Origin of the sequence: Ciceribacter ferrooxidans (genome assembly GCF_004137355.1) — a bacterium.
In the GTDB taxonomy this organism is placed as follows: domain Bacteria; phylum Pseudomonadota; class Alphaproteobacteria; order Rhizobiales; family Rhizobiaceae; genus Allorhizobium; species Allorhizobium ferrooxidans.
The window spans coordinates 21464-41903 of sequence record NZ_SDVB01000106.1 but is presented as its reverse complement, the minus strand read 5'-3'; the positions used below and the strand labels follow the sequence as shown (position 1 = coordinate 41903).

Annotated in this window: 17 protein-coding genes; 9 read left to right on the top strand and 8 right to left on the bottom strand. The window is 63.0% G+C overall.

The genetic code is table 11. The annotated features are described in order from the left end of the window. The first annotated feature begins 8 nt into the window (after positions 1-8). The 9 genes from virB10 (at position 9) to EUU22_RS03355 (ending at position 12790) form a co-directional block, all read left to right on the top strand. The gene (gene virB10, locus EUU22_RS03395; RefSeq protein ID WP_129330694.1) at positions 9-1181 is read left to right on the top strand and encodes a type IV secretion system protein VirB10; all 1173 of its coding nucleotides are present in this window, start codon (positions 9-11) and stop codon (positions 1179-1181) included. Between the two features lie 10 nt (positions 1182-1191). Continuing rightward, positions 1192-2181: a P-type DNA transfer ATPase VirB11 gene (gene virB11 / locus EUU22_RS03390; protein WP_129330693.1), complete on the top strand. Its 990-nt coding sequence runs from the start codon at positions 1192-1194 to the stop codon at positions 2179-2181. A gap of 184 nt (positions 2182-2365) precedes the next feature. Next, a complete protein-coding gene (locus tag EUU22_RS03385) occupies positions 2366-5614 on the top strand; it encodes a PAS domain S-box protein (RefSeq protein ID WP_129330692.1) in 3249 nt (1082 codons plus the stop codon). 71 nt (positions 5615-5685) lie between these two features. After that, positions 5686-6393, top strand: a complete 708-nt coding sequence (locus tag EUU22_RS03380) for a response regulator (RefSeq protein WP_129330691.1) — start codon at positions 5686-5688, stop codon at positions 6391-6393. Between the two features lie 66 nt (positions 6394-6459). Next, a complete protein-coding gene (locus EUU22_RS03375) occupies positions 6460-7389 on the top strand; it encodes a CheR family methyltransferase (RefSeq protein WP_129330690.1) in 930 nt (309 codons plus the stop codon). Beyond that, positions 7386-8048, top strand: a complete 663-nt coding sequence (locus EUU22_RS03370; protein WP_165351064.1) for a chemotaxis protein CheW — start codon at positions 7386-7388, stop codon at positions 8046-8048. Before EUU22_RS03375 ends, EUU22_RS03370 begins: the two co-directional genes overlap by 4 nt. Then, positions 8045-9673 (top strand): methyl-accepting chemotaxis protein, encoded by a 1629-nt coding sequence (locus EUU22_RS03365; protein ID WP_129330688.1) that lies wholly within the window; start codon positions 8045-8047, stop codon positions 9671-9673. Before EUU22_RS03370 ends, EUU22_RS03365 begins: the two co-directional genes overlap by 4 nt. Beyond that, positions 9673-11748 (top strand): hybrid sensor histidine kinase/response regulator, encoded by a 2076-nt coding sequence (locus EUU22_RS03360; protein WP_245484895.1) that lies wholly within the window; start codon positions 9673-9675, stop codon positions 11746-11748. Before EUU22_RS03365 ends, EUU22_RS03360 begins: the two co-directional genes overlap by 1 nt. A gap of 7 nt (positions 11749-11755) precedes the next feature. Next, the gene (locus EUU22_RS03355) at positions 11756-12790 is read left to right on the top strand and encodes a chemotaxis protein CheB (RefSeq protein WP_129330687.1); all 1035 of its coding nucleotides are present in this window, start codon (positions 11756-11758) and stop codon (positions 12788-12790) included. A 56-nt stretch (positions 12791-12846) separates the two neighbouring features. Here EUU22_RS03355 and EUU22_RS03350 read toward each other — a convergent pair whose 3' ends face one another. From EUU22_RS03350 to EUU22_RS03315, 8 genes are all read right to left on the bottom strand, one after another. Next, entirely contained in the window at positions 12847-13803 is a 957-nt protein-coding gene (locus EUU22_RS03350; RefSeq protein WP_129330686.1) for a type II secretion system F family protein, read from the bottom strand. A gap of 12 nt (positions 13804-13815) precedes the next feature. After that, positions 13816-14817, bottom strand: a complete 1002-nt coding sequence (locus EUU22_RS03345) for a type II secretion system F family protein (protein WP_129330685.1) — start codon at positions 14815-14817, stop codon at positions 13816-13818. A 29-nt stretch (positions 14818-14846) separates the two neighbouring features. Beyond that, positions 14847-16280 carry a TadA family conjugal transfer-associated ATPase gene (locus EUU22_RS03340; RefSeq protein WP_129330684.1) on the bottom strand — a complete coding sequence of 478 codons (1434 nt, stop codon included), beginning with the start codon at positions 16278-16280 and terminating at the stop codon, positions 14847-14849. Positions 16281-16382: 102 nt separating this feature from the next. Further along, on the bottom strand, positions 16383-16559 hold the full coding sequence (locus EUU22_RS03335; RefSeq protein ID WP_129330788.1) for a Flp family type IVb pilin: 177 nt from the start codon (positions 16557-16559) through the stop codon (positions 16383-16385). A gap of 344 nt (positions 16560-16903) precedes the next feature. Continuing rightward, complete coding sequence (locus tag EUU22_RS03330) at positions 16904-17329, bottom strand: TadE/TadG family type IV pilus assembly protein (protein WP_129330683.1); 426 nt, start codon at positions 17327-17329, stop codon at positions 16904-16906. Beyond that, a complete protein-coding gene (locus EUU22_RS03325; RefSeq protein ID WP_129330682.1) occupies positions 17326-19071 on the bottom strand; it encodes an AAA family ATPase in 1746 nt (581 codons plus the stop codon). The genes EUU22_RS03330 and EUU22_RS03325 overlap by 4 nt, the downstream gene beginning before the upstream one ends. Positions 19072-19099: 28 nt before the next feature. Next, positions 19100-19897 carry a Flp pilus assembly protein CpaB gene (gene cpaB / locus EUU22_RS03320; protein WP_129330681.1) on the bottom strand — a complete coding sequence of 266 codons (798 nt, stop codon included), beginning with the start codon at positions 19895-19897 and terminating at the stop codon, positions 19100-19102. Between the two features lie 28 nt (positions 19898-19925). After that, entirely contained in the window at positions 19926-20438 is a 513-nt protein-coding gene (locus EUU22_RS03315) for an A24 family peptidase (protein ID WP_129330680.1), read from the bottom strand. Positions 20439-20440: the final 2 nt, after the last annotated feature.

Here is a 20440-nt window from a genome sequence, read left to right as displayed (position 1 = left end):
GAGTCGTCATGGTTCAGGAAGACGAAAGCCGGATATCGGGCGAGCGAGCCGAAACGGTTCCCGGCAGGAGGATCGACAACAACCCTGTCCTGAAGCGCGGCGCCGTTGCGCTTGCCATCGTCGCCTTTGTCGCCTTCGCCCTATGGTCGATGAGCGGGGAAGGGAAACGGCAGGAAAATGCTCAAGCCGAGCGGGTGGTCATCCGACAGACAACAAACTTCGAACCGGCCAAGGAGAAAGTGGAACCGGTACAGCCGGTACTGGAGGTGAAGCTGCCGACCCCCTCCGTCACCGAGGAGGTGAAGGAGGACGATCCGCTCCTCGACTCGGCGCGGCGAGCGCCCGTTATGGCCTATAGCGGCGCACAGAAAAACGCGACATCGCGCCATGACACCGAAAATCCTGCCACGTCGACGGAAAGCGCTTACCTGCCGCTTGATGCAAACACGGTGGGCCAGAATTCGGCCAATGCCGATGAGCAGCGTTTCGACGGGTTGCTACGGCCGACCAAGCTTGAAGGCTCGCGCGCCGGCACGCTCGGCAATCGGAACTTCATCGTCGCTATGGGAACCTCGATACCCTGTATCCTCGAAACTGCCATGGCGTCAGACCAACCCGGTTTCACCAGTTGCGTGATCAGCCGGGACGTCCTCTCGGACAATGGTCGGGTCGTGCTCATGGAAAAAGGCACGCAGATCGTCGGCGAATACCGGGGTGGCTTGCAGCGAGGACAGAAGCGCCTCTTCGTGCTCTGGAACCGCGCGAAAACCTCGAATGGCATCATCGTTGCATTGGCCTCGCCGGCGACGGATGCGCTCGGCCGGGCCGGGGTAGACGGCTATGTCGACACGCACTGGTGGGAGCGGTTTGGAAGCGCGCTTCTCCTTTCGATCGTCGGCGACGCCACGAGCTATGCCGGCCGCCGTTTTCAGGACAGCGACGTCGACGCGCAGAACACGACGAGCGCCGGCCAGCAGGCAGCGGCGATCGCCGTCGAGCAATCGATCAACATTCCGCCGACGCTCAACAAACACCAGGGCGAGACGGTCTCGATCTTCGTGGCGCGTGACCTCGACTTTTCCGGGGTCTACGGATTGCGGGTGACCGAGCCGAAAAACAAGGTCCTCGACCGGGCGGTGCTGGGGGATTTCAGCCCGCGGTCGACGCTCGTGACGAAGTAGGGTAGGGGCGATGATCGAAGGTCCCGACGCGACGGTCGTGCGTGAACTGCTCTCTCCGTTCACGCCGTTCCTGAATGACCAGTCGCTCTACGAAGTGATCGTTAATCGGCCCGGGCAGGTGTTGACGGAAGGCTCCGGTGGTTGGCGGACCCATGTTCTACCGGGGCTTTCGTTCGAAAAGTTGGTGCGCCTCGCCCGAGCCGTGGCCAGTTTCTCTCATCAGGCCATTGATGAGACACGACCGATCCTGTCGGCGACGCTGCCGGGCGACGAACGGATTCAGATTGTCATCCCGCCGGCGACGACCAGAGGCACAGTCAGCATCACTATTCGAAAGCCATCCTCCGTTGCCTTCACGCTTGACGATCTCGATGAGAGGGAGTTCTTCGCGGAGACGCGAGCAGCCGATGATGGCGCCGCGACACAGGACGTGGAATTGCGCGAGTTATACCGCGCCGGCCGCTTCAAGGAGTTTCTGCGGCAGGCCGTTATCGCACGAAAGAACATTATCATTTCTGGCACAACCGGTTCGGCCAAAACGACGCTTTCGAAGGCGCTGATCAGGCACATTCCAGACGAAGAGCGGATTATATCGATTGAGGACACGCCGGAACTGGTGATTCCGCAGGCGAACCACGTACGCCTCTTCTATTCCAAGGGCGCCCAGGGGCTCTCGATCGCCGGCGCGAAAGAACTGCTGGAATCGAGCCTGCGCATGCGGCCTGACCGCATCTTGTTGCAAGAACTTCGCGACGGCACTGCCTTCTACTACATCCGTAATGTCAATTCCGGTCACCCGGGATCGATAACGACAGTCCACGCAGGCTCTGCAAGGCTCGCCTTCCAGCAGCTGACACTGCTCGTGAAGGAATCTGAAGGCGGGCACAACCTGGAGCGTGAAGACATAGACGCATTGCTGAGACTCTCAATCGACGTGATCGTTCAATGCAGAAGAATGGAGGGACAGTTCCGGGCGACGGAGGTTTACTTCCGAACGTGAAGGTGTGGAGATCGTCCTACGGCAGTTCCTTTCTTCAAATCCTCGATCCCTCCGTGGCGTCAAGCTGCCATTAACCATGCTGGACATCGACTTACGTATCGCGGGAACCGATGCGGTCCGCAACCGTTGGTACTGGTTACCCAGTCGTGTGAATGTCCGCTCTGCGCTGTCGTGAGGTTTTTACATGTACGATGCATTTCAGGAAGAGTTGTCTCCTCAATCCCGTCATCTGGTGGAAGCCCTCCTGGACGGCGTTGCCGAGCCGGTCATCATCAAGGACGACGGATCGCGCTTCGTCTTTGTCAATGACGCAGCCTGCTCGCTTCTGTGCAAGAGCCGCGCGGAGCTTATCGGGCGCAGTGACTACGACTTCTTGCCGAAGGAAGAGGCGGACAAGATCGTCGCCCTGGACAGGCTCGTTCTTTCGACGGGGAGGGAACACCAGATGGAGGAGACGATCACCGTTGCGGACGGCTCGGCACGAACCCTCCTGACGAAGAGACGTTGCGGAACATTCCGGGTCGGGACGAATCCCCGGACGTTCCTGGTCGCCGTGTTCGTCGACATCACGAGGCTTCGCGAGGCCGAAGCAACGCTGCGAGCGAGCGAGCAGCACTACCGCTCGCTCGTTGATCTTCATCCGCAGGTTCCGTGGACGGCGGACGCCGCGGGGCACGTGCTCGAAGTCGGCCCGAGATGGACAGACCTGACCGGTCTCACTGTGCAGGAGACGCTCGGGAGCGGTTGGGCAAAAGCCGTGCATCCCGAGGATGCGGTGATGGTCCAGCGAGAATGGCAACGGTCGATCACGAGCGGTGAACCGTTCGACCTCGAATACCGGCTCGTCACCAAGACCGGAGAACGACGCTGGTTTCGGGCGCGCGCCGCCACCAAGCGCGACGATGAAGGAAACGTGGTGCGGTGGTACGGCGTCCTGGAGGATGTCGACGAGAGGCGGCGCGCCACGGATGCGCTGCGCGAAAGCGAAGCCCGGTTCCGGGCGATTGCGGATGACGCTCCCGTGGTGATCTGGGTTGCGGGCACGGATGAAGGTACGAGCTTCCTCAGTCGCCTCTGGCGGGAAACCACCGGCCAGAGCGAGAAGGAGGCGGAAGGCTTCGGCTGGCTCGACGTCATTCACCCGGATGATCGCGAAGAGGTGGAAAAAGCGTTCCTGCAGGCCAACAGAGACAAGACGCCGGTGCGCAGCGAATACCGTCTGAGGCGAGCGGACGGAAGCTGGGCCTGGGTGATCGATATCGGCCAGCCGCGCTTTGCCAGTGATGGTACCTTCCTCGGGTACATCGGTTCTGTTCTCGACATTACGGAGCGCCGAACCGCAGAATTGGCCCAGCAGGAGTCACAGGCCTTCATCACGAGCATCTTCGACAGCAGCCCCGATTGTGTGCGGGTGCTCGACATGGACGGACGGCCTTTGGGCATGAACAAGGCCTGCCGAAAAATATTCGGTGTTGATGAAGACGCGCCCGTATCTGAACAGACGTGGGACCTCGTCGGCGATCCGGCGGATGCAGAGCGGGTGCAAATCGGCTGGAACGAGGTGCGCGCGGGCAGGGAGGCCCGGTTTGAGATCTCTGTACGGGATGTCGCGGGAAACAATCGTTGCATGGACGTGATTGCGGCGCCCGTGCGCGACCGTCACGGAAAGCCGATCCGGATGCTGACGATCTGGCGGGACGTCACGGATGCGCGTCGCGCCAGCGAAGAGCTGAACAGGGCACACAAGGAGGCCGAAGCGGCAGCCACCCAGCTTGCCTCCGTGCTGGAGAGCACGATGGACAGCGTTATGTCGCTGGATGCGGACTGGCGAATTCACTACCTCAACCAGAATGCGAAGAAGTTGCTTCAGATCGGAGACGAAGCCGTCGGCCGCCCCTTGTGGACGCTCTTTCCCAAAGAGGGGACGGAGAGCTTTGCCGAACACTGCAAGGAAGTGATGGAGCGGCGTGTTCGGTCATTCTTCGAGGATTATCTCCCGTCACTCGACATCTGGGTCGAGGCGAACGCGTCGCCGACGCAGGAGGGGATCTCGATCTTCTTTCGGGACATCACCGAACGCCGCAGGGCGGAGGAGAACCGCCTTCTCGCGCAGAGGCAGATGGTACACATGGCTCGGCACGACATGTTGACGGGACTAGCAAACAGAGCATTCTTCCGCGAATGCTTCGATCTTGCCCTCGCGGAGCGACGGACTTCTGCCGGTATGGCGGTCCTGTGCATGGACCTCGACGGGTTCAAGGCCGTCAACGATACGTTTGGCCATCCGACCGGCGACGCTCTGCTGCGACAGGTGTCGACGCGGCTCGTCCAGATCGTGCGTGCATCCGACATTCTGGCGCGCCTGGGCGGCGATGAGTTCGCCATCATACAGCCGCTGTCGCATTCGACCGACGATGCCGTCGCGCTCGCCAAACGGGTCATCGAGACTCTGGCCCAACCCTTCAGCATCGACGGCGTCACCGCCGTCATCGGCGTCAGCGTGGGGATCGCTTTCGCGCCAAAAGACGGCACGTCCGCCGACGAACTCATCAAGGCGGCCGACATAGCGCTCTACAGCGCCAAGGCGGGTGGCCGCGGTACGTACCGGTGTTTCGACGAGGCGATGCATGCACAACTGCAGGCGCATCAGCAACTGATCGTCGCGTTGCGCGAGGCCCTTGAGAAAGGAGAACTCGAACTACACTACCAGCCGCTCGTGAGCTTGCAGACACGGCAGGTAACGGGCTGTGAAGCGCTCCTGAGGTGGCACCATCCCGAAAAGGGCACGATCCCCCCGTCCGACTTCATTCCGATTGCCGAAGAAACCGGCCTGCTCGTGCCGATCGGAGAATGGATCTTGCGGCAAGCCTGCCGTGAGGCAGCCGGGTGGCCCTCCCATATCAGCGTCGCTGTCAATCTGTCGCCGGTTCAGTTCAAGCACAAGGCGCTCGTCAGGGTGGTCGCCGATGCGCTTTCGGCCTCCGGGCTCGATCCGGCCCGCCTTCAGCTGGAGATTACCGAATCGGTGCTGCTCGAGGAAAGCGAGCACAATCTCGACATTCTTCAGGCCCTGCGGGATATCGGCGTGAAAATAGCCCTGGACGACTTCGGGACCGGCTATTCATCGCTCGGCTATCTGCGCAGCTTTCCTTTCGACAAGATCAAGGTGGACCAGGCCTTCGTGCGGGATCTGCCGCAAGGCAAGGAGTCTCTTGCGATCGTCCGTGCGGTCGCCGGCCTTGGCCACAGCCTCGGCATGATGACGACCGTTGAAGGCGTGGAAACCGAGGAGCAATTGACCGCCGTCAACGTCGAAGGTTTCGACGAGGCACAAGGTTATCTTTTCGCGCGTCCTCTGCCGGCAGCGCAAATCTACCAGCTGCTGCAGACCGGAACGGCGCAGGGGGAACTGGCCTTGTCGGCGCGCCAGTGAGCTGATTCAGCCTTGGTCCGGCTGCGGCTGGGTCTCGGGAGAGATTTCGGGGAAGACCGTCGGAGGAGGTGATGGACGAGTTCCGCGTAGCATTGGTCGCCGATGACGACGAATTTTTCAGGATAGCGCTCGCGTTCATTCTCAAGAGCGAAATCGGCTTCCTGGACGTCGTCGAGGCAAGGTCGCTTGATGAGGCGATAGAGGCTCTGTCCGAGCGCGCAGATATCGAGCTTGCCCTCTTCGACCTGCAGATGCCGGGCATGGAAAGTGCCGCCAGTCTTGCCGGCGTCCGCGACGTTCACCCGCAGCTGAAAATCGCCGTCGTGTCGGCCTCTTCGCGCCGGGCCGACATCCTCGCCGCCCTGACGGCCGGTATCAACGGATATGTGCCCAAAGGCCTTGGTGCGCGGGATCTTGCCGAGGCGGTGCGCAAGATTCTTGGGGGTACGGTGTATGTACCGCCCTCGATCACCCACCGGTCGTTCGACGAGAACGAAGCGGAGGCCGCGCCTGCCCCGGCTCGAGCGGGCGATCAGGCTTCCCGCATGCTCGGTTCGCTCACGCCTCGGCAGCGGGATGTCCTGTCCCTGTTGGTCGGTGGCCTGTCGAACAAGGAGATTGCCCGGAAACTCAAGCTCGGTGAGGGCACGATAAAGATCCATCTCGCCGCGCTGTTTCGCAGCCTTCAGGTGAGAAATCGCCAGGAGGCGGCGGTTGCCGGTGCGCGTCTCCTGTCGGACGACGTCGGACGATCTAGTCCCGTCGACCGGCCAAACTAGACCAACCGGCCGAATGGCGCGGAGGGCGCTCAAGACCTAGTAGTATCACAGGACGGAAGGTGGCTCGTGACCGGGACGGAAGTCAGCATAGACATCGGGCAGTTGGCCGAGCGTGTGGCAGCGGATGTGGGCCTGCGTTTCTCAGAGCCGAGACGCGGGCAAATCACCTCGGCGGTCCGGCGGGTCATGGCGGCGCATCAGGTCGGCGCCGACAGCCTTCTGCAACGGCTGAACTGGGATGAGGACCTCGTCCGGGACATCGTCTCCGCGCTGGCCGTGGGCGAGACGCATTTCTTCCGCGGTGCCGAGCAACTCGCGTTCATTCGCGACCAAATCCTGCCAGAGATACGCAGGAAGCGTTCCGGCACCCCGATCCGCATCTGCAGCATCGGCTGCTCGACTGGAGAGGAGCCCTATTCCCTCGCCATCCTCTGCGCGGAGGCCGGTCTGTCGGGCGAGGTTCGGATTACAGGTGTCGACGTTCGCCGCAATGCATTGGCACGGGCTCGCCTCGGGGATTATGACGCATGGTCCCTGAGAAATTTGGCTCCCGCCATCAGGCAGCGGTACTTCACGAGCAGCGGACGAGGTTTTCGCCTCAGGCGTTCGCTTGTCGCCCAGGTCCGGTTTCACCTCCTCGACGTCGCTATGCAAGACGTCGCGTGGCCGGATGCGCAGGACGGCTATGATCTCGTGCTCTGCCGGAACGTGCTGGTCTACTATGAACAAGCCTCCGTGAGCCGTATAGGCCGTCATCTTTTCGAGTGTCTTTCTGAAGGCGGCTGGCTGATCACTGCCCCTGTTGATCCCCTGCTTTCCAGAATTGCTCCGTTCGCGACCATGACGACCGAGGCGGGTATCGCCTACCGGCGGCTGCCGACCCTGGAACCCATGAGCAGGCCGGGAACGGGCGCAACGCACGAGGCGAAGCCGGAGAGCACTCGGTCCGTCGGGTCGAAGGGCTGCGGCTTTCTGCCAGGGGAGGCGTCGGCGTGACAACTCCCAGCCCACAGCCCGACGCCACAATCGATTGGGTCGATGTCCGATCGCGAATGAACGCGGCAATCGCGCAGACCGAAGGCCTTCTCTTCCCGACCGAGCGGCATCTCGCATCATTGCGGGATGCGAGAGGGGCGGAGGACGGCGTGGTTCCACAGGTGAAAGAGGATGCTCGCGCCGCGATGGCCTTCACTCTGTCGGGGCAGAGGTTCGCGATCGAACTTCCGCTGATTTGCGAGGTGGTTGCGAAGCTCCGGGTCACGCCGCTGGCCGGCGTGCCGTCCCATCTCGTCGGCATCCATGACATGCGCGGTGATCTGCTGCCGGTCTTCGATCTGCGTCCACTGCTGGAATTGCCGCACGAGGACGAATGCGACGCCGGTTGGGGCCTCGTTGTCGGCGAGGCTCGACCCGAATTTACCGTCCTTTGCGAGAGCATCCCCGAGATTATAGCGCTTCCCGCCAACAGGGGGCCTGGCGACGAGGCGTCTGGTGTCGAGGGGTTGGAAGACGATGTCGAGGGCGCCCGTGAGGTGACGCCCGAGCCGGATACCCGTCTTCTCGACGCCAGCTTCCTCCTCACCGATCCGCGTCTATTTCCCGTAGGCCCGGATGCGGGGTTGGTTCGGACCGCGGAGAAGGAGAGCCGCCCATGAGACGCATTTGGCGAAGCGGTCTCTATGGGCGGCTGGGCATTGCCGTATTCTTGCTCGTTGCCGCCGTGGCCCTGCTCCTCACATCGAGCTGGGTCGCCTTGAATCGCGTTCGGAGCGATCTTTCTCTTGCGTCATCGCTCGCCAACGGGCGGATATTTCACGAGATGCTTTACACCGCCAGCCGCCTTCAGGCCCCGGCGAGTCCCGTTTCCTTCGAACGGGCGCATCAGCTGAGGCACCTGATGGGCCGCTACGAGCAGGTGCTGGACGAGCTCGACACGAGCACGATGCAGTTGGAGCAGTCCGGACCAGGAACGACTGAAATCCTCAATTCGGCACGCATTCGTGCGCTCTGGCAGGCGGAGGTAAAGCCTGCACTCGAGTCTGCGATCGCGGCGGCACCGCTTGATGAGACGACGCTCGATGGGCTGGAGCAGAAGATCAGAGACTATGCTGCACATTTCGAGGGATATGTCGGCTCGATCGAGCAAACCGCCGCGGTGAGACTTCAACGTTCCGAACTGCTGCAACTCGGGCTCGCTGCCGTGACGATCGTGACGCTCTTCCTGATGCTGCGTGTCGTGCGTCAGTTCATCGCGCGGGTGCGCGCCCTCGCGGCGGTCGCCAAACTCATCAGCGCGGGTGACCTCACCCGGCGAGCGCCGGTCGAGGGCGAGGACGAACTGAGCACCCTGAACGCATCCTTCAACGCAACGACGGACAAGCTAGCCGGCATGATCGAGAAGGAAAGGAACGCCAAGGAAAGGCTGGAGCGACTTCTCGGGACGATCGCCGAAACAGCGCAGCACCTCTCGTCTTCGGCCGCGGAAATTCTTGCCGGAACGACGCTGCAGGCGGAAGGCATGCGGGAGCAATCGGTCGCCGTCGCGGAGACGGTCAAGAGCGTCGACGATGTTCGTGGAACGGCGGTCCAGGCCGCCGAGCGCGCTCAGCAGGTTTCCGCCGCTTACGATTCCGCCGTCCGGATAAGCACTGAAGGACGACGGGCTCTCGACGAAACGGTCGATGCGATGAACACCGTCAGTCGGCGCACGGAGAGCATAGCGAACGATATCCTCTCGCTTGTCGAAAGCAGCCTGGAAATCGGTGAGATCGTGTCCGTGGTTTCGGAGATCGCCGATCAGACCAATCTTCTGGCATTGAACGCGGCGATCGAGGCGTCGCGCGCAGGCGAACACGGCAGAGGCTTCAACGCGGTCGCCACTGAGATCAGGTCCCTGGCGGACCAGTCGAAGGTCGCTACGGCCAGGGTAAGGCGCATCCTGATGGAGAATCAGAAGTCGACCAATGCCGCGGTGATCGGCACCGAAGAAGGCAGCAAGAGTGTCGGGCGTGCATTGGAAACGGTAACCCAGGCCGGCGAGACCATACGCCAGCTCGAGACCATCATCGCCGAGTCGGCGCGCTCGGTCGCCCAGATTGCCGCTTCGGCCGGGCAACAGAAAGCCGGCATGAAGCAGATCCAGGACGCCATGCACGATATTGAACAGGCGAGCAGCCAGAACCTCTCCGCGATCAGGCAGTCAGAGGAGGCCGCCAAGGACCTCAACAGACTGGGTTCCCGGCTCCAGCGGTTGCTCACCGAACACGGTGGTGAAGCGTGATGACATCCGACCCTTTGAGCCGTGAACTCCGCCAGATGTTCGCCCAGGAGCTCAGCGAGCGCTCCTCCAGCATCGAGAATCTCGTTCTCGCGCTCGAGCGGGCGGATGATCCCGGGAACGGCGAGGAGCTCCAGCGGCAGCTTCTCAAGGCAGTTCACAGCCTGAAGGGAGCCGCCGGTCTCATGCAGGTTCGCGCCGTCGAGGGCCTCTGTCACGCGATGGAAGAGATACTCTCGGCCGCGCTGAGGGAGAAGAGCATGATCGACGCCCACAAGCTCGGCCTCTTTCTGGCGGCGGCCGACAGGTTCCGCGAGGCGGGGAGCTCACTTGGGGAAGGGGAAACGGACACATCTGCCGAAGACCGCGAACTGCTCGAAGCGATGCGCCGGGCGGCGCAGGCGAGCGGTGGGTCTGGGCCTCGCACGCATCGACCGCCGACGAAGCTTCGTGCGGACGACCTGGATGGTTCGCTGCGCATTGCCGCCGAACGACTGGATGCCCTCCTCTACAGGAGCGGTGAACTGGTCACCTTCAACCACGTGCTGCGCCACCAGCTCGAAACGGCCCTTGCGGTGAGGGAGCAAATGCGCGCGATCCGCGTCCCGCCCGAGTACACGGGCGACATCGCAGGGATCAAGCGCGGCCTGCGTGAGCTCATTTCGTCGCTCCGCCGCAGCACGCATGAGATTGAACGCACCTCCATTGCCCTCGACGGCGAGGTTCGCGAGGCACGGACCCTTCCGTTTGCCGACGCCTGCAAGGGGCTGAACCGCATCATCCGGGATGTTGCGGAGGCTTCCGGCAAATCGGCGGAACTCGAGATCAGCGGGGGCGACATTCAGATCGATCGTTCCCTTCTCTCGAGCCTGCGGGATGCGCTGCGTCACCTGGTGCGAAACGCGATGGATCACGGCATCGAGCCTCCTGACGAACGCCGCAAGACCGGCAAGCCGGAGGTGGGAAAGATCGCAATATCAGCAGCCGTGACAGGAGACCGCATCCGGGTGAAGATCGAGGACGACGGGCGCGGCTTCGACTTTCCGGGCCTCCGGGACGCGGCGGACGGCGACGGCGACGGCGACGGTCCGGACCTCCTGCAGCAGATATTCAAGCCGGGCTTCTCGACGTCGAGGACGGTCACCCGTCTGTCGGGCCGTGGTCTCGGTCTGGACATCGTCAAGACCGCGGTGGAAAACCTGCGGGGAATGGTCGAGGTCTCGCAAATACCGCGGGGCGGAGCGGCATTCGTCCTCACCATTCCACTCTCCGTATCGACCATTCGGGTATTGGAGGTCGTCTGCGCGGACCGGATTTTTGCGATCGACACGGCCTCGGTGCGGCAAGTCATCCGTGTCGATCGGACGGCCGTTGCCGCGTCGTCCTCCGTTGAGACCTCGGAGGGAGCCATCCCCGTCGTCGATCTGGCGCGCTGGTTGGGGATCGCCCGTACCACTGAGCCCCCGGCGATGCGCGCGGTCGTGAGTGGCGTCGCCAGCCGGCGGATTGCCGTTCTCGTCGACGAAATCGAGGGAGAGCGAGAGCTCCTCGTCCGAAAGCTCGGCCCGAGACTGGCCGGATTCCGCCAGTATTGCGGCGCGATGAACCTGCCGGACGGGCGCCTTGCGCTGCTCCTGAACGTGGCTGCTCTTGCCGACGTCTCCCCCGAACTGCTGTCTCCGCAAACTCCGGTCATCGGGGACCCGAGGCCCAAGCCTGCTCGCGTGCTCATCGTCGACGATTCGAATGCGGTTCGCACGCTTCTCCGGATGATAACGGAGCGGGCCGGCTACGAGGTCGTCGTCGCGAGCAATGGTGCGGAGGCGCTGAAGCAACTGGCGCGGCAGGATGCAGACATCGTCATTTCCGATATCGACATGCCCGAGATGGACGGTCTGCAACTCGTGGAGACGATCCGACGATCCGACCGGCTCGCGGGATTGCCGGTTATCCTCGTCACGGGACGCGAGATCGGCGGTGCCGATTGCACGACCGTCCCCGGCGGGGCGAACGCCTGTCTGAGAAAAGACCGCTTCGACGCGGAAGAGCTCCTCGAAACCATGCGCCGGGTTGTTTGAGCGTTCGATGATCCGGCTCCTTCTTGTCACCACCTCCGCCGATCTTGCCGAGCGGACCTTTGCAGCCCTTCGGGCCGACACGTCGATGAGTCTCGTCGGTGTCGCACGGGATGGCGAGCAAGCTCTGGCAATGTCGGTCGATTTTCAACCCGAAGTCGTTGCCGTCGAACTCGGGCTTGCGGGCGGCGACAGCGTGGATACGATCCGGGAGATCATGATCGCCTCGCCGAGACCCGTCGTCGTGATTGCCGGGCAGGAAAGCGGCGGGGCCGGGGGAACATCGGAAAGGGCGCTCGAGGCCGGCGCGCTAGCCGTCATCGCGGCACCTTTGCCTGACGATGGTCCGTCGATGAGCAAATTTCTGTCGACGATCAGGGCAATGGCGCAGGTCATGGTCGTTCGCCAGCGGAGGAGGGAACGCAGAGCGGAGATCGTAACAGGGGTACCGGGAGGCGCGGCGCCGCGCCTTGCCTCGGTCGTTGGAATAGCGGCCTCGACGGGGGGGCCGGCGGCATTACGGAGCATTCTGGCAGCACTTCCGGCCGACTTTCCGGCGCCGATCCTGGTTGTCCAGCACATGTCGGACGGGTTTATCGAAGGCGTCGCCGCCCGTCTCGACGCGACCGTACCCCTGTCAGTCAGGGTCGCCGTCGATGGCGAGCGCCTGAGGCCGGGCTTCGTCTACCTTGCACCCGACGGCCGTCAGCTCGGCCTCTCCGGCAAGACGCGCATACGGGTTACGGACGACGCTCCCGTCGACGCGTTCAGGCCGTCCGCCACGCATCTGTTCCGAGCCATCGCCGACTGCTTCAGGGAGGAGGCCCTCGCCGTTGTCCTGACCGGCATGGGTGACGACGGGATCGCAGGCCTCGCCGATATCAGGCGCCGGGGCGGCCGGATCATAGCCCAGGACGAGAACACATCCGCCGTGTTCGGAATGCCGAAAGCCGCGATCCTGGCGGGCCTCGTGGACGACGTGCTTCCGCTGGAGGCGATAGCCGACAAGTTGGTTGCTCTGACGAACAAGTCCGATCAGGGGTGATCTGTCCCTATCCCGCTTCCTGGCGTTTCCTGAGAGTGGCGGCGTGAAGGACACACTCAGATATCCATGATCTGGATCACCGCCGGTGTTATGATGACGGCGAACAGGACCGGCAGGAAGAACACGATCATCGGGACCGTCAGCTTCGGCGGAAGGGACGCTGCCTTCTTCTCTGCCTCGCTCATGCGCATGTCACGGTTCTCCTGCGCCATGACGCGCAGCGCCTGCCCGAGCGGAGTGCCGTATTTTTCAGCCTGGATCAGGCTTGTCACCACGGCCCGGACACCGTCGAGCCCCGTCCGCCGCGCGAGATTGTCGTAGGCCTGGCGGCGGTCCTGGAGATAGGAAAGCTCGGCGGTGGTCAACATCATCTCTTCCGCGACCTCTGCCGACTGTACCGCGATTTCCTCGCCCACCTTACGAAACGCGCTTTCGACGCCCATGCCGGATTCGACCGTGATCAGCAGCAGGTCCAGCGCCTCGGGCCATGCCCGCCGGATCGCCTGCTGGCGTTTCGTAATCCGGTTTCTGATGTAGATCGCCGGGGCAAAGTAGCCCGTCGCACCCATGCCGGCCGCCATTGCCGCCATCAGGAGCGGCGGAAGATCGGGTCTCATGACCACGAAGCGATAGAGCAGGCCCACGACAAAGAGGATGAGCGGCGCCAGCAGACGCACGGCGAGGAAAGTCGTGACCGGCGCCTGGCCGCGGTAGCCGGCCATGTTCAGCTTCTCGATGATCTCGCCGTTTTCCGCCTGCCTTGCGAGATTGAACCGGTCGACGATCGCCTTGTAGAGCTTGCGGGGTTCCGCCCGAAGCGACGCCGGGCGGGCTTTCACATTCAGTCGAGCGCGTTCCCTGACCCGGATACGTTCCCGTTCCCCCTCGATCCTGCGCATGCGGGTGGCGAGATTGTTCGGAAAGACGTATGGCCATGACACTGCAAGAACGGCCGAGAAGGCTGCAAACGCCGACAGGGCGACCGTAAGCTGCTCAGGGTTGAGAAAGTTCATCGATGATGCCCTCTAGAAATCGAAGTTGATCATCTTGCGCATGACGAGAATTCCCGTGGCCATCCAGAGGCCGCAGCCCGCCAGCACGATCTTTCCCACGGGCGTCGAAAAGAGCAGCGACATGTAGTCCGGGCTGGTGAAATAGACTGCTCCGGCGACGAAGATCGGCAGGAACCCGATGATGCCGGCCGACGACTTGGCCTCGGCGCTCATCGCCTTGATCTTGGCCTTCATCTTCTTGCGGTCGCGAAGCACTTTCGAGAGGTTTCCGAGGGCTTCGGAGAGACTGCCGCCGGTGCGCGACTGGATGGCGATAACGATCGCGAAGAAGCTCGCCTCCGGCAGCGGAACACGGTCGCGCATCCTCTGTACCGCCTCTTCGAGCGGAATGCCCAGGGTCTGGTCCTGCACGATCAGGAGGAACTCGCTTCTCACAGGCTCCTGCGCTTCCGACGCGATCACCCGAAGACAATCTGCCACCGGCAGTCCGGCCTTCAGACCCCGCACGACGACGTCCACGGCATTCGGGAACTCGGCGCTGAAGCGGTTCAGGCGTCCGTTCCGCTTCGCATTGACATAGAGGTGCGGCAGCATGAGCCCACCCGTAACGGCAAAGCCCGCGGCGGCTGGATGGCCCACGCCCATTGACAGCGCCGCCACATAGGTGGCGAGCGCGCAGGCGATCCCGACCAGATAGTAGGTGTTCACCGACCAACGGAGATCGGCCTGCGCCAGCCGGATCGGCAGAGCGATCTTGCCGGCCTTCTTCGCCTTGCTCTTCTGCTTGGCTTCCATCTCGCGCAGGGTCTTCTCGACGGTCCGTCGGCGGTCATGGTCGTCGCCGGCACCGCTCTCATCGCGGGGATGGGCATCCGGCGCGGCCAATGCGGCGAACCGGCGACGGTAGGGGCTCAGCCTCGCAGCGCGCGGAAAAAAGACGGCCAGCAGGATTCCGCCGACACTCGTCGCCACAAGGACGAGGACAAGGAGCGGGGGAAGCGATTGGGGGAGCATGGCAAACCTCCTGGAACAGACGGCAGCGGCTATGCTGCCGCCGCGATTTCCGCGGCATCGAGAGCGGCGGCGAGCCGCTTTTCCTCTCCGTAATAGCGAGCGCGATCCCAGAATGCCGGGCGGCCAATCCCCGTCGAGCGGTGCCGCCCGATGATGTTGCCCCTGGCGTCTTCGCCGAGTAGTTCATAGACGAACAGGTCCTGCGTCGTCACCACATCGCCCTCCATGCCGAGCACTTCGGTTATGTGGGTGATCCGCCGGGAGCCGTCCCGCAGGCGGGCCGCCTGCACGATGACGTCGACGGACGAGACCAGCATCTCGCGGATCGCCTTGGCGGGAAGGCTGTGACCACCCATGGTTATCATCGCCTCGACACGGGAGATCGCCTCGCGCGGCGAGTTTGCGTGCAGCGTTCCCATGGATCCGTCGTGGCCGGTGTTCATCGCCTGAAGAAGATCGAACGCCTCCGGACCGCGGACTTCGCCGACGATGATGCGCTCGGGCCGCATGCGAAGGCAGTTCTTCACGAGACTGCGCATGGTGATCTCGCCCTGTCCCTCGATGTTCGGCGGGCGGGTCTCGAGCCTCACGACGTGGGGTTGCTGCAACTGGAGTTCGGCAGCGTCCTCACAGGTGATGATACGCTCGCCGTCGTCGATGTAGCCCGTCAGGCAGTTGAGCAGCGTCGTCTTGCCCGAACCGGTGCCTCCGGAAATCAGCACGTTGCAGCGAACCCGGCCAATGATCTTGAGGATCTCTGCGCCCTCGGGCGAGATCGAGCCGAAACGGACCAACTGATCGAGGTTCAGCTTTTCCTTCTTGAACTTACGGATGGTCAGGCTCGGCCCGTCGATTGCGAGCGGGGGGGCGATCACGTTCACACGAGAGCCATCGGCAAGACGGGCATCGCAGATCGGGCTGGATTCGTCGACACGGCGGCCGACCTTGCTGACGATCCGCTGGCAGATACTGACGAGCTGCTCGTTGTCGCGGAAGCGGACACCCGTTTCCTCGACCTTGCCTCCGACTTCGATGAAGACCTGATTGGCGCCGTTGACCATGATGTCGGCGATATCGTCGCGGGCCAGCAATGGCTCGAGAGGACCATAGCCCAGAATATCGTCGCAGATGTCGCGCAGCAGTGCATTCTGCTCCGCCATGGAAATTCCGGCCTTCTTCGCCGCAACGATGTCGTTGACGATGGCGCCGATTTCTTTGCGGGCCTGCTCGCCGTCCATGCCGGAAAGCGCCGCGACATCGATGGTTGCGATCAACGCACTGAAGACGTCCTTCTTCAGGAGATAGTACTGGTCGGACTTCTCGGCCTTGAGGGGAGGAGACGGCTCGACGGCCTGACGGGGAGGAGGAGCCATCGTCTCCGTCTCCTCTTCGTCCCGCAATGCATCTTCCTGTACGGCTGCAATGGCGTGTTCCGCATCGCTCAACGACTTCCTGCCGAACATGGGTGTCACCTCGTTTGCTGCTGCATCGGTCCTTACGCGAACGGGCCGGCGAGGATTCGCTCCGCCGCCGGCCCGCTCGTACTGCCTTGAAGCAAGTCGCGCTTATGCGGTCGGGAAGTTCAGGGCGGTCGCGATTGCCTGGAAGGCGCCGTTCACGTCGGTTCCGACGAGGCCGACCGTCGTGATGATTGCAACGGCGATCAGGCCGGCGATCAGGCCGTATTCGATGGCGGTGGCGCCGGACTCGTTGCGAACGAAGCGTGCGAGGAGGTTCTTCATCATTCAAGTTCCTTGTGTGGGGTTCTGGTTGAGCCGACACCAAGCATGCTTCGGCTGGTTCGGTACCACAGCCGGGTGGGCAACTCTTTGGCTTCCCGTGCTCTGTGTAGCCGTTATATAGCTGCTGAAGAGCCTGCCGATCTATTCGGCTTCATGGCCGATCTCAGCTGGACTACCCACTCGGCCTGGTGGCCTAGACCGCCCGTCCGGACATCTCCATCTCAGCCCCTTTGGATGCCAGCCGTCGAACCGAACGCTCGATCGTCGGGGCGCGGATGGCAGCAGTCCCGGCCGGCGACGGCGCCCTCCGGTTTCAACTGCGACGGGCGTCTCGCAGCTTCGTCTCAGCCGATCGGAATACGGCGCGAGAGCCCGATCGTGATCGGCGTGTCGATGAGGTCGGGCAGAAGGAAGGTGAATGGATACCGCAAGGTCAACACTCGGAAATCCGATCCATTCACCGTTTCTCTCGCCGTCGTGACCTGCAGCAGTGCGGGATCGCCGCTCCTGAAATTCGCCCGCACGGCGTCGTCGAGCCTGGTGGTGGCGTCCGTTTCCGAAAGGCTTGGACCGACCTGGCCGATCAGGACCTGGCGTGCCGCGACGTCTGCCGCATAGGACAGGTCGTTTTGCAGAAAGAACGCCCGCCCGAACTCGACCACCCCGAGTATCAGGAGAAACAATGGCAGGCCGACGAGCGCAAACTCGACGGCCGTGGTCCCGGACTGGCACCGGCGGGCGCGGTCGAGGCATGATAGAACGCACGTCATTGCACCTGTACCTGCATCGAGGAGCTCAGCCGGAAGGCCGGCAGGGCTTCCGGGAGAGACATCGGCTGATAGTCCTTGTGCGCCTGCATCCGGTAGTAGACGTATTGCGGCACCATGCCGGAGCAGGGCGTCCCGCAGGCGGGTGCGGCTTCCGGCGCCACGCTCGCGTTTTCCGGGCACGCGCAGTAGCGGTGAACCGGGTCGAGGACCACGGTGCTCGCTTCGCCGCTTCCTGCGAGGGTCGACTCCATGACGGCCTGCACCTTCGCTTCACCTGCATCCGACATGGCGGCCTGAGCACCGGCACGCAAGACGTGATCCATCGCCATGCGCTGATGCAAGGCAAGCGCAACATCGGCGGTCGCGACCAGGCCGATGGCGAAGACAGGCGCAATCAGCGCGAATTCGACGGCCGAAACGCCGCTCTCGGAGGCTTTCAGTTTTGTCAGCTGCTGTGCCGGCGAAAGCTTGTTGCCCGCTGGTTTCTTTCCTTTGAGAATTCCGGAAAGCAGCCCCCGAAACTTCGACTTCGGCTTTGTTCGGCGCTCGCGGGTTCCTCCGACCCGCCAGGCAAGCGACACCATCGCCTTGCCGGCCGTGGACTGCGGGGCGGTTTCGATGATCAGTCGGCCATCGTTGGCGGCCTTTCCGAACAATGGCATGTCGAGCGGCACCGTGACGTGCTCGTCCAGACCGACGGCATCGGCGAAGTCCTTCGGCTTGATCTCTCGAAGCTTCGGGGTGCCGATCCTGTTCAGAACCAGTCTCGGCGGCGGATCGTTCGGCCGAGCCTGTTTCAAGAAACTGATCATGTGTTTGGCGTTGCGCATGCTTGCGAGATCCGCAGTCGCCGTGATGACGATCTCGTCGGCTTCCATCAGGATCTTTCGTGTCCATTGGGTCCACAGATAAGGCAGATCGAGAACGACGTTCCAGGAACTCGACCGCGCGACATCGAGAAGGCGATCGACGTCGCTTTCCTTGAGGTTGACGGCCTTGCTGTAGTCGCCCGCAGCGGTGAGCAGATGCAGGTGATCCGAGTATTGCACGGCGAGGCGCCGCAACAGAACGTCGTCCAGCCGCTCGGTGCTCGCAAGCACCTCCTCCATTCCCTGAGGCGCATCGACGTCGAAGTTCAGGCCGAGCGTACCGGATTGCAGGTCCAGGTCGGCCAGCAGGACGTCCGCGCCCGTACGGTTCGACATCGCCATCGCAACGTTATGGGCGATGGTGGACGATCCGGTACCTCCCTTGGCGCCCACGAATGCGATGATGCGCCCGAGCTTCTCGCTGTCGGTATGGCGAAAACAACGCTGGACCGCGGCGATCAGCGCCATCGGATCGAGGGGCGAAAGCAGATAGTCGCTCACGCCGGCATCCAGCAGCGTCTTGTAGAGGCCGATGTCGTTGGAGCGGCCGACAATGATGACCTTCGTGCCGGTCACGCATTCTACGGCGAGGGCCTCCAACGCCGCCATGAGGCTCGCTTCGTCGTCATCGTTCTCTATCACGATCAGGTTCGGGGACGTGACGCCGCCGTAGAGCGCTGTGGCCTGCTTTATGCCCCCAGGCTTCACCGTCAACGTCACTCGCGCCATTCGGCGGTCTATCGCGGCCGTCTGGGCCGCGGCCGCGATGGCTTCGGACGTGCAGAAGACGGCGATATCCACTTTCGGGATGGATAGCGCCGGGGATGCGGCCACAGGCTGGATGGGCTTTGCCTCGTTGTCGGTCTGGGTCATGTGGGTGTCTGCCTTCCTGGAACCTCGATCAGCTCCCATTGGTGCCGGAGAGCGGCACCTGAACCACCATCTCGCGTCCACCGCCGAAGACCCGGACGACGCCTTGCCGCGTCTGCTCCCTCACGGAGGCCGAGACTTCGTTGTTGTCGGTCGTCGAACGCAATGCGAGTGACACGGTGCCCGAGGCCACCGCCGCCGTGATGATCGCGATCTGTTCGGGTTTCACCTCGAGCGTTGCGGTCTTGCCGACGACTGCCGCACCGCCCGCCCCATCCGAAGCGACCTGGTCGATCGCAAGCACCCTGACATTCGTCAGGAGCGTTCTGCTCGTGACCTTGCCCGCGGCTCCGGATGCGCCTGAACTGACGATCGTGTGGATGACGTCGACGCGATCGTCCGGAAGAATGAACCCGCCTGCAGTGCTTTCCGCCGTGACGCGTACCGCGATCGCACGCATCCCTCCGGGGAGAGAGCTGGACAGGAAGCCGGCCCCGCGCTCGGAGAGCCTGTCACGACGAATGGGTTCGCCTGTGACGAGATCGCCGAGCGTATGCCAGCCTTGATAGGACGCAGGCGCGTTCGGGACGTCAGCGCGGCTTATGAAGGCGGGGGGCACGTCGCCTTCCCACCGTTGCCAGCGCAACTGGCCTTTTTCGACGACCGCGCCTCTTGCCATGTCGGAAGACGCGACCAGGATCTCCTGAGATGACGTCGGCGTGGTCGCCGTAACGATGGTGTCTGCGGGCTCCTCGGAGGAGGCGGCCGCGAGCCAGGCGGCGACACCGCCGGACGAGAGAGCAAGCAGGAGTATGACGATCCGTATCATTGCAGCGGCGCTTTCCTTCGGAGACGATTTATAAGACTGCGTTGTACCAGTGGCTCTGTGGAAGCAGGACGACGGCTGCCATTGCGAGGGCCACGCCATACGGGATGCCCGTTTCCTCGTCGTGCATCCGCCGGAGCCATTGTCTCGATGTGAGCGGTGCCGGCACGGGAACCCGCCGCAACTGCAGGATCAGCAAGGTCAATGCTGCTCCGAACACGGACGCATAGAGAACGAACTCCAAAGCGAGACCGTGACCGAGCCAGAGGATTGCGACCGGAACGAGCTTGGCGTCTCCGCCCCCGATCCAGCCCATGGTAAAGAGGCCGATCGTGCAGGCGAGGGCCGTTGTCGCCGCCAAGGCGCTCAGGAATGCGGTATCGAAGCCGACACCGGCTGCCGGAGCGAGAACGATGTAGGCAGCGAAGAGGAGGACGACGAGACGATTGGAGATCGTCATCGTCAGGGCATCCTTGACTCCTGTAAAGGCCATCGTTCCTGCAAACAGAAGAAGCGCAATCCACGCGACGGGTGCCGAGAGCATGG

Excerpts from the sequence above, each read along its gene's own strand:
- virB10 (WP_129330694.1), top strand. The coding sequence starts at position 9 with ATGGTTCAGGAAGACGAAAGCCGGATATCGGGCGAGCGAGCCGAAACG.
- virB11 (WP_129330693.1), top strand. The coding sequence starts at position 1,192 with ATGATCGAAGGTCCCGACGCGACGGTCGTGCGTGAACTGCTCTCTCCG.
- EUU22_RS03385 (WP_129330692.1), top strand. The coding sequence starts at position 2,366 with ATGTACGATGCATTTCAGGAAGAGTTGTCTCCTCAATCCCGTCATCTG.
- EUU22_RS03380 (WP_129330691.1), top strand. The coding sequence starts at position 5,686 with ATGGACGAGTTCCGCGTAGCATTGGTCGCCGATGACGACGAATTTTTC.
- EUU22_RS03365 (WP_129330688.1), top strand. The coding sequence starts at position 8,045 with ATGAGACGCATTTGGCGAAGCGGTCTCTATGGGCGGCTGGGCATTGCC.
- EUU22_RS03360 (WP_245484895.1), top strand. The coding sequence starts at position 9,673 with ATGACATCCGACCCTTTGAGCCGTGAACTCCGCCAGATGTTCGCCCAG.
- EUU22_RS03355 (WP_129330687.1), top strand. The coding sequence starts at position 11,756 with ATGATCCGGCTCCTTCTTGTCACCACCTCCGCCGATCTTGCCGAGCGG.
- EUU22_RS03350 (WP_129330686.1), bottom strand. The coding sequence starts at position 13,803 with ATGAACTTTCTCAACCCTGAGCAGCTTACGGTCGCCCTGTCGGCGTTT.
- EUU22_RS03345 (WP_129330685.1), bottom strand. The coding sequence starts at position 14,817 with ATGCTCCCCCAATCGCTTCCCCCGCTCCTTGTCCTCGTCCTTGTGGCG.
- EUU22_RS03340 (WP_129330684.1), bottom strand. The coding sequence starts at position 16,280 with ATGTTCGGCAGGAAGTCGTTGAGCGATGCGGAACACGCCATTGCAGCC.
- EUU22_RS03335 (WP_129330788.1), bottom strand. The coding sequence starts at position 16,559 with ATGAAGAACCTCCTCGCACGCTTCGTTCGCAACGAGTCCGGCGCCACC.
- EUU22_RS03330 (WP_129330683.1), bottom strand. The coding sequence starts at position 17,329 with ATGACGTGCGTTCTATCATGCCTCGACCGCGCCCGCCGGTGCCAGTCC.
- EUU22_RS03325 (WP_129330682.1), bottom strand. The coding sequence starts at position 19,071 with ATGACCCAGACCGACAACGAGGCAAAGCCCATCCAGCCTGTGGCCGCA.
- cpaB (WP_129330681.1), bottom strand. The coding sequence starts at position 19,897 with ATGATACGGATCGTCATACTCCTGCTTGCTCTCTCGTCCGGCGGTGTC.
- EUU22_RS03315 (WP_129330680.1), bottom strand. The coding sequence starts at position 20,438 with ATGCTCTCGGCACCCGTCGCGTGGATTGCGCTTCTTCTGTTTGCAGGA.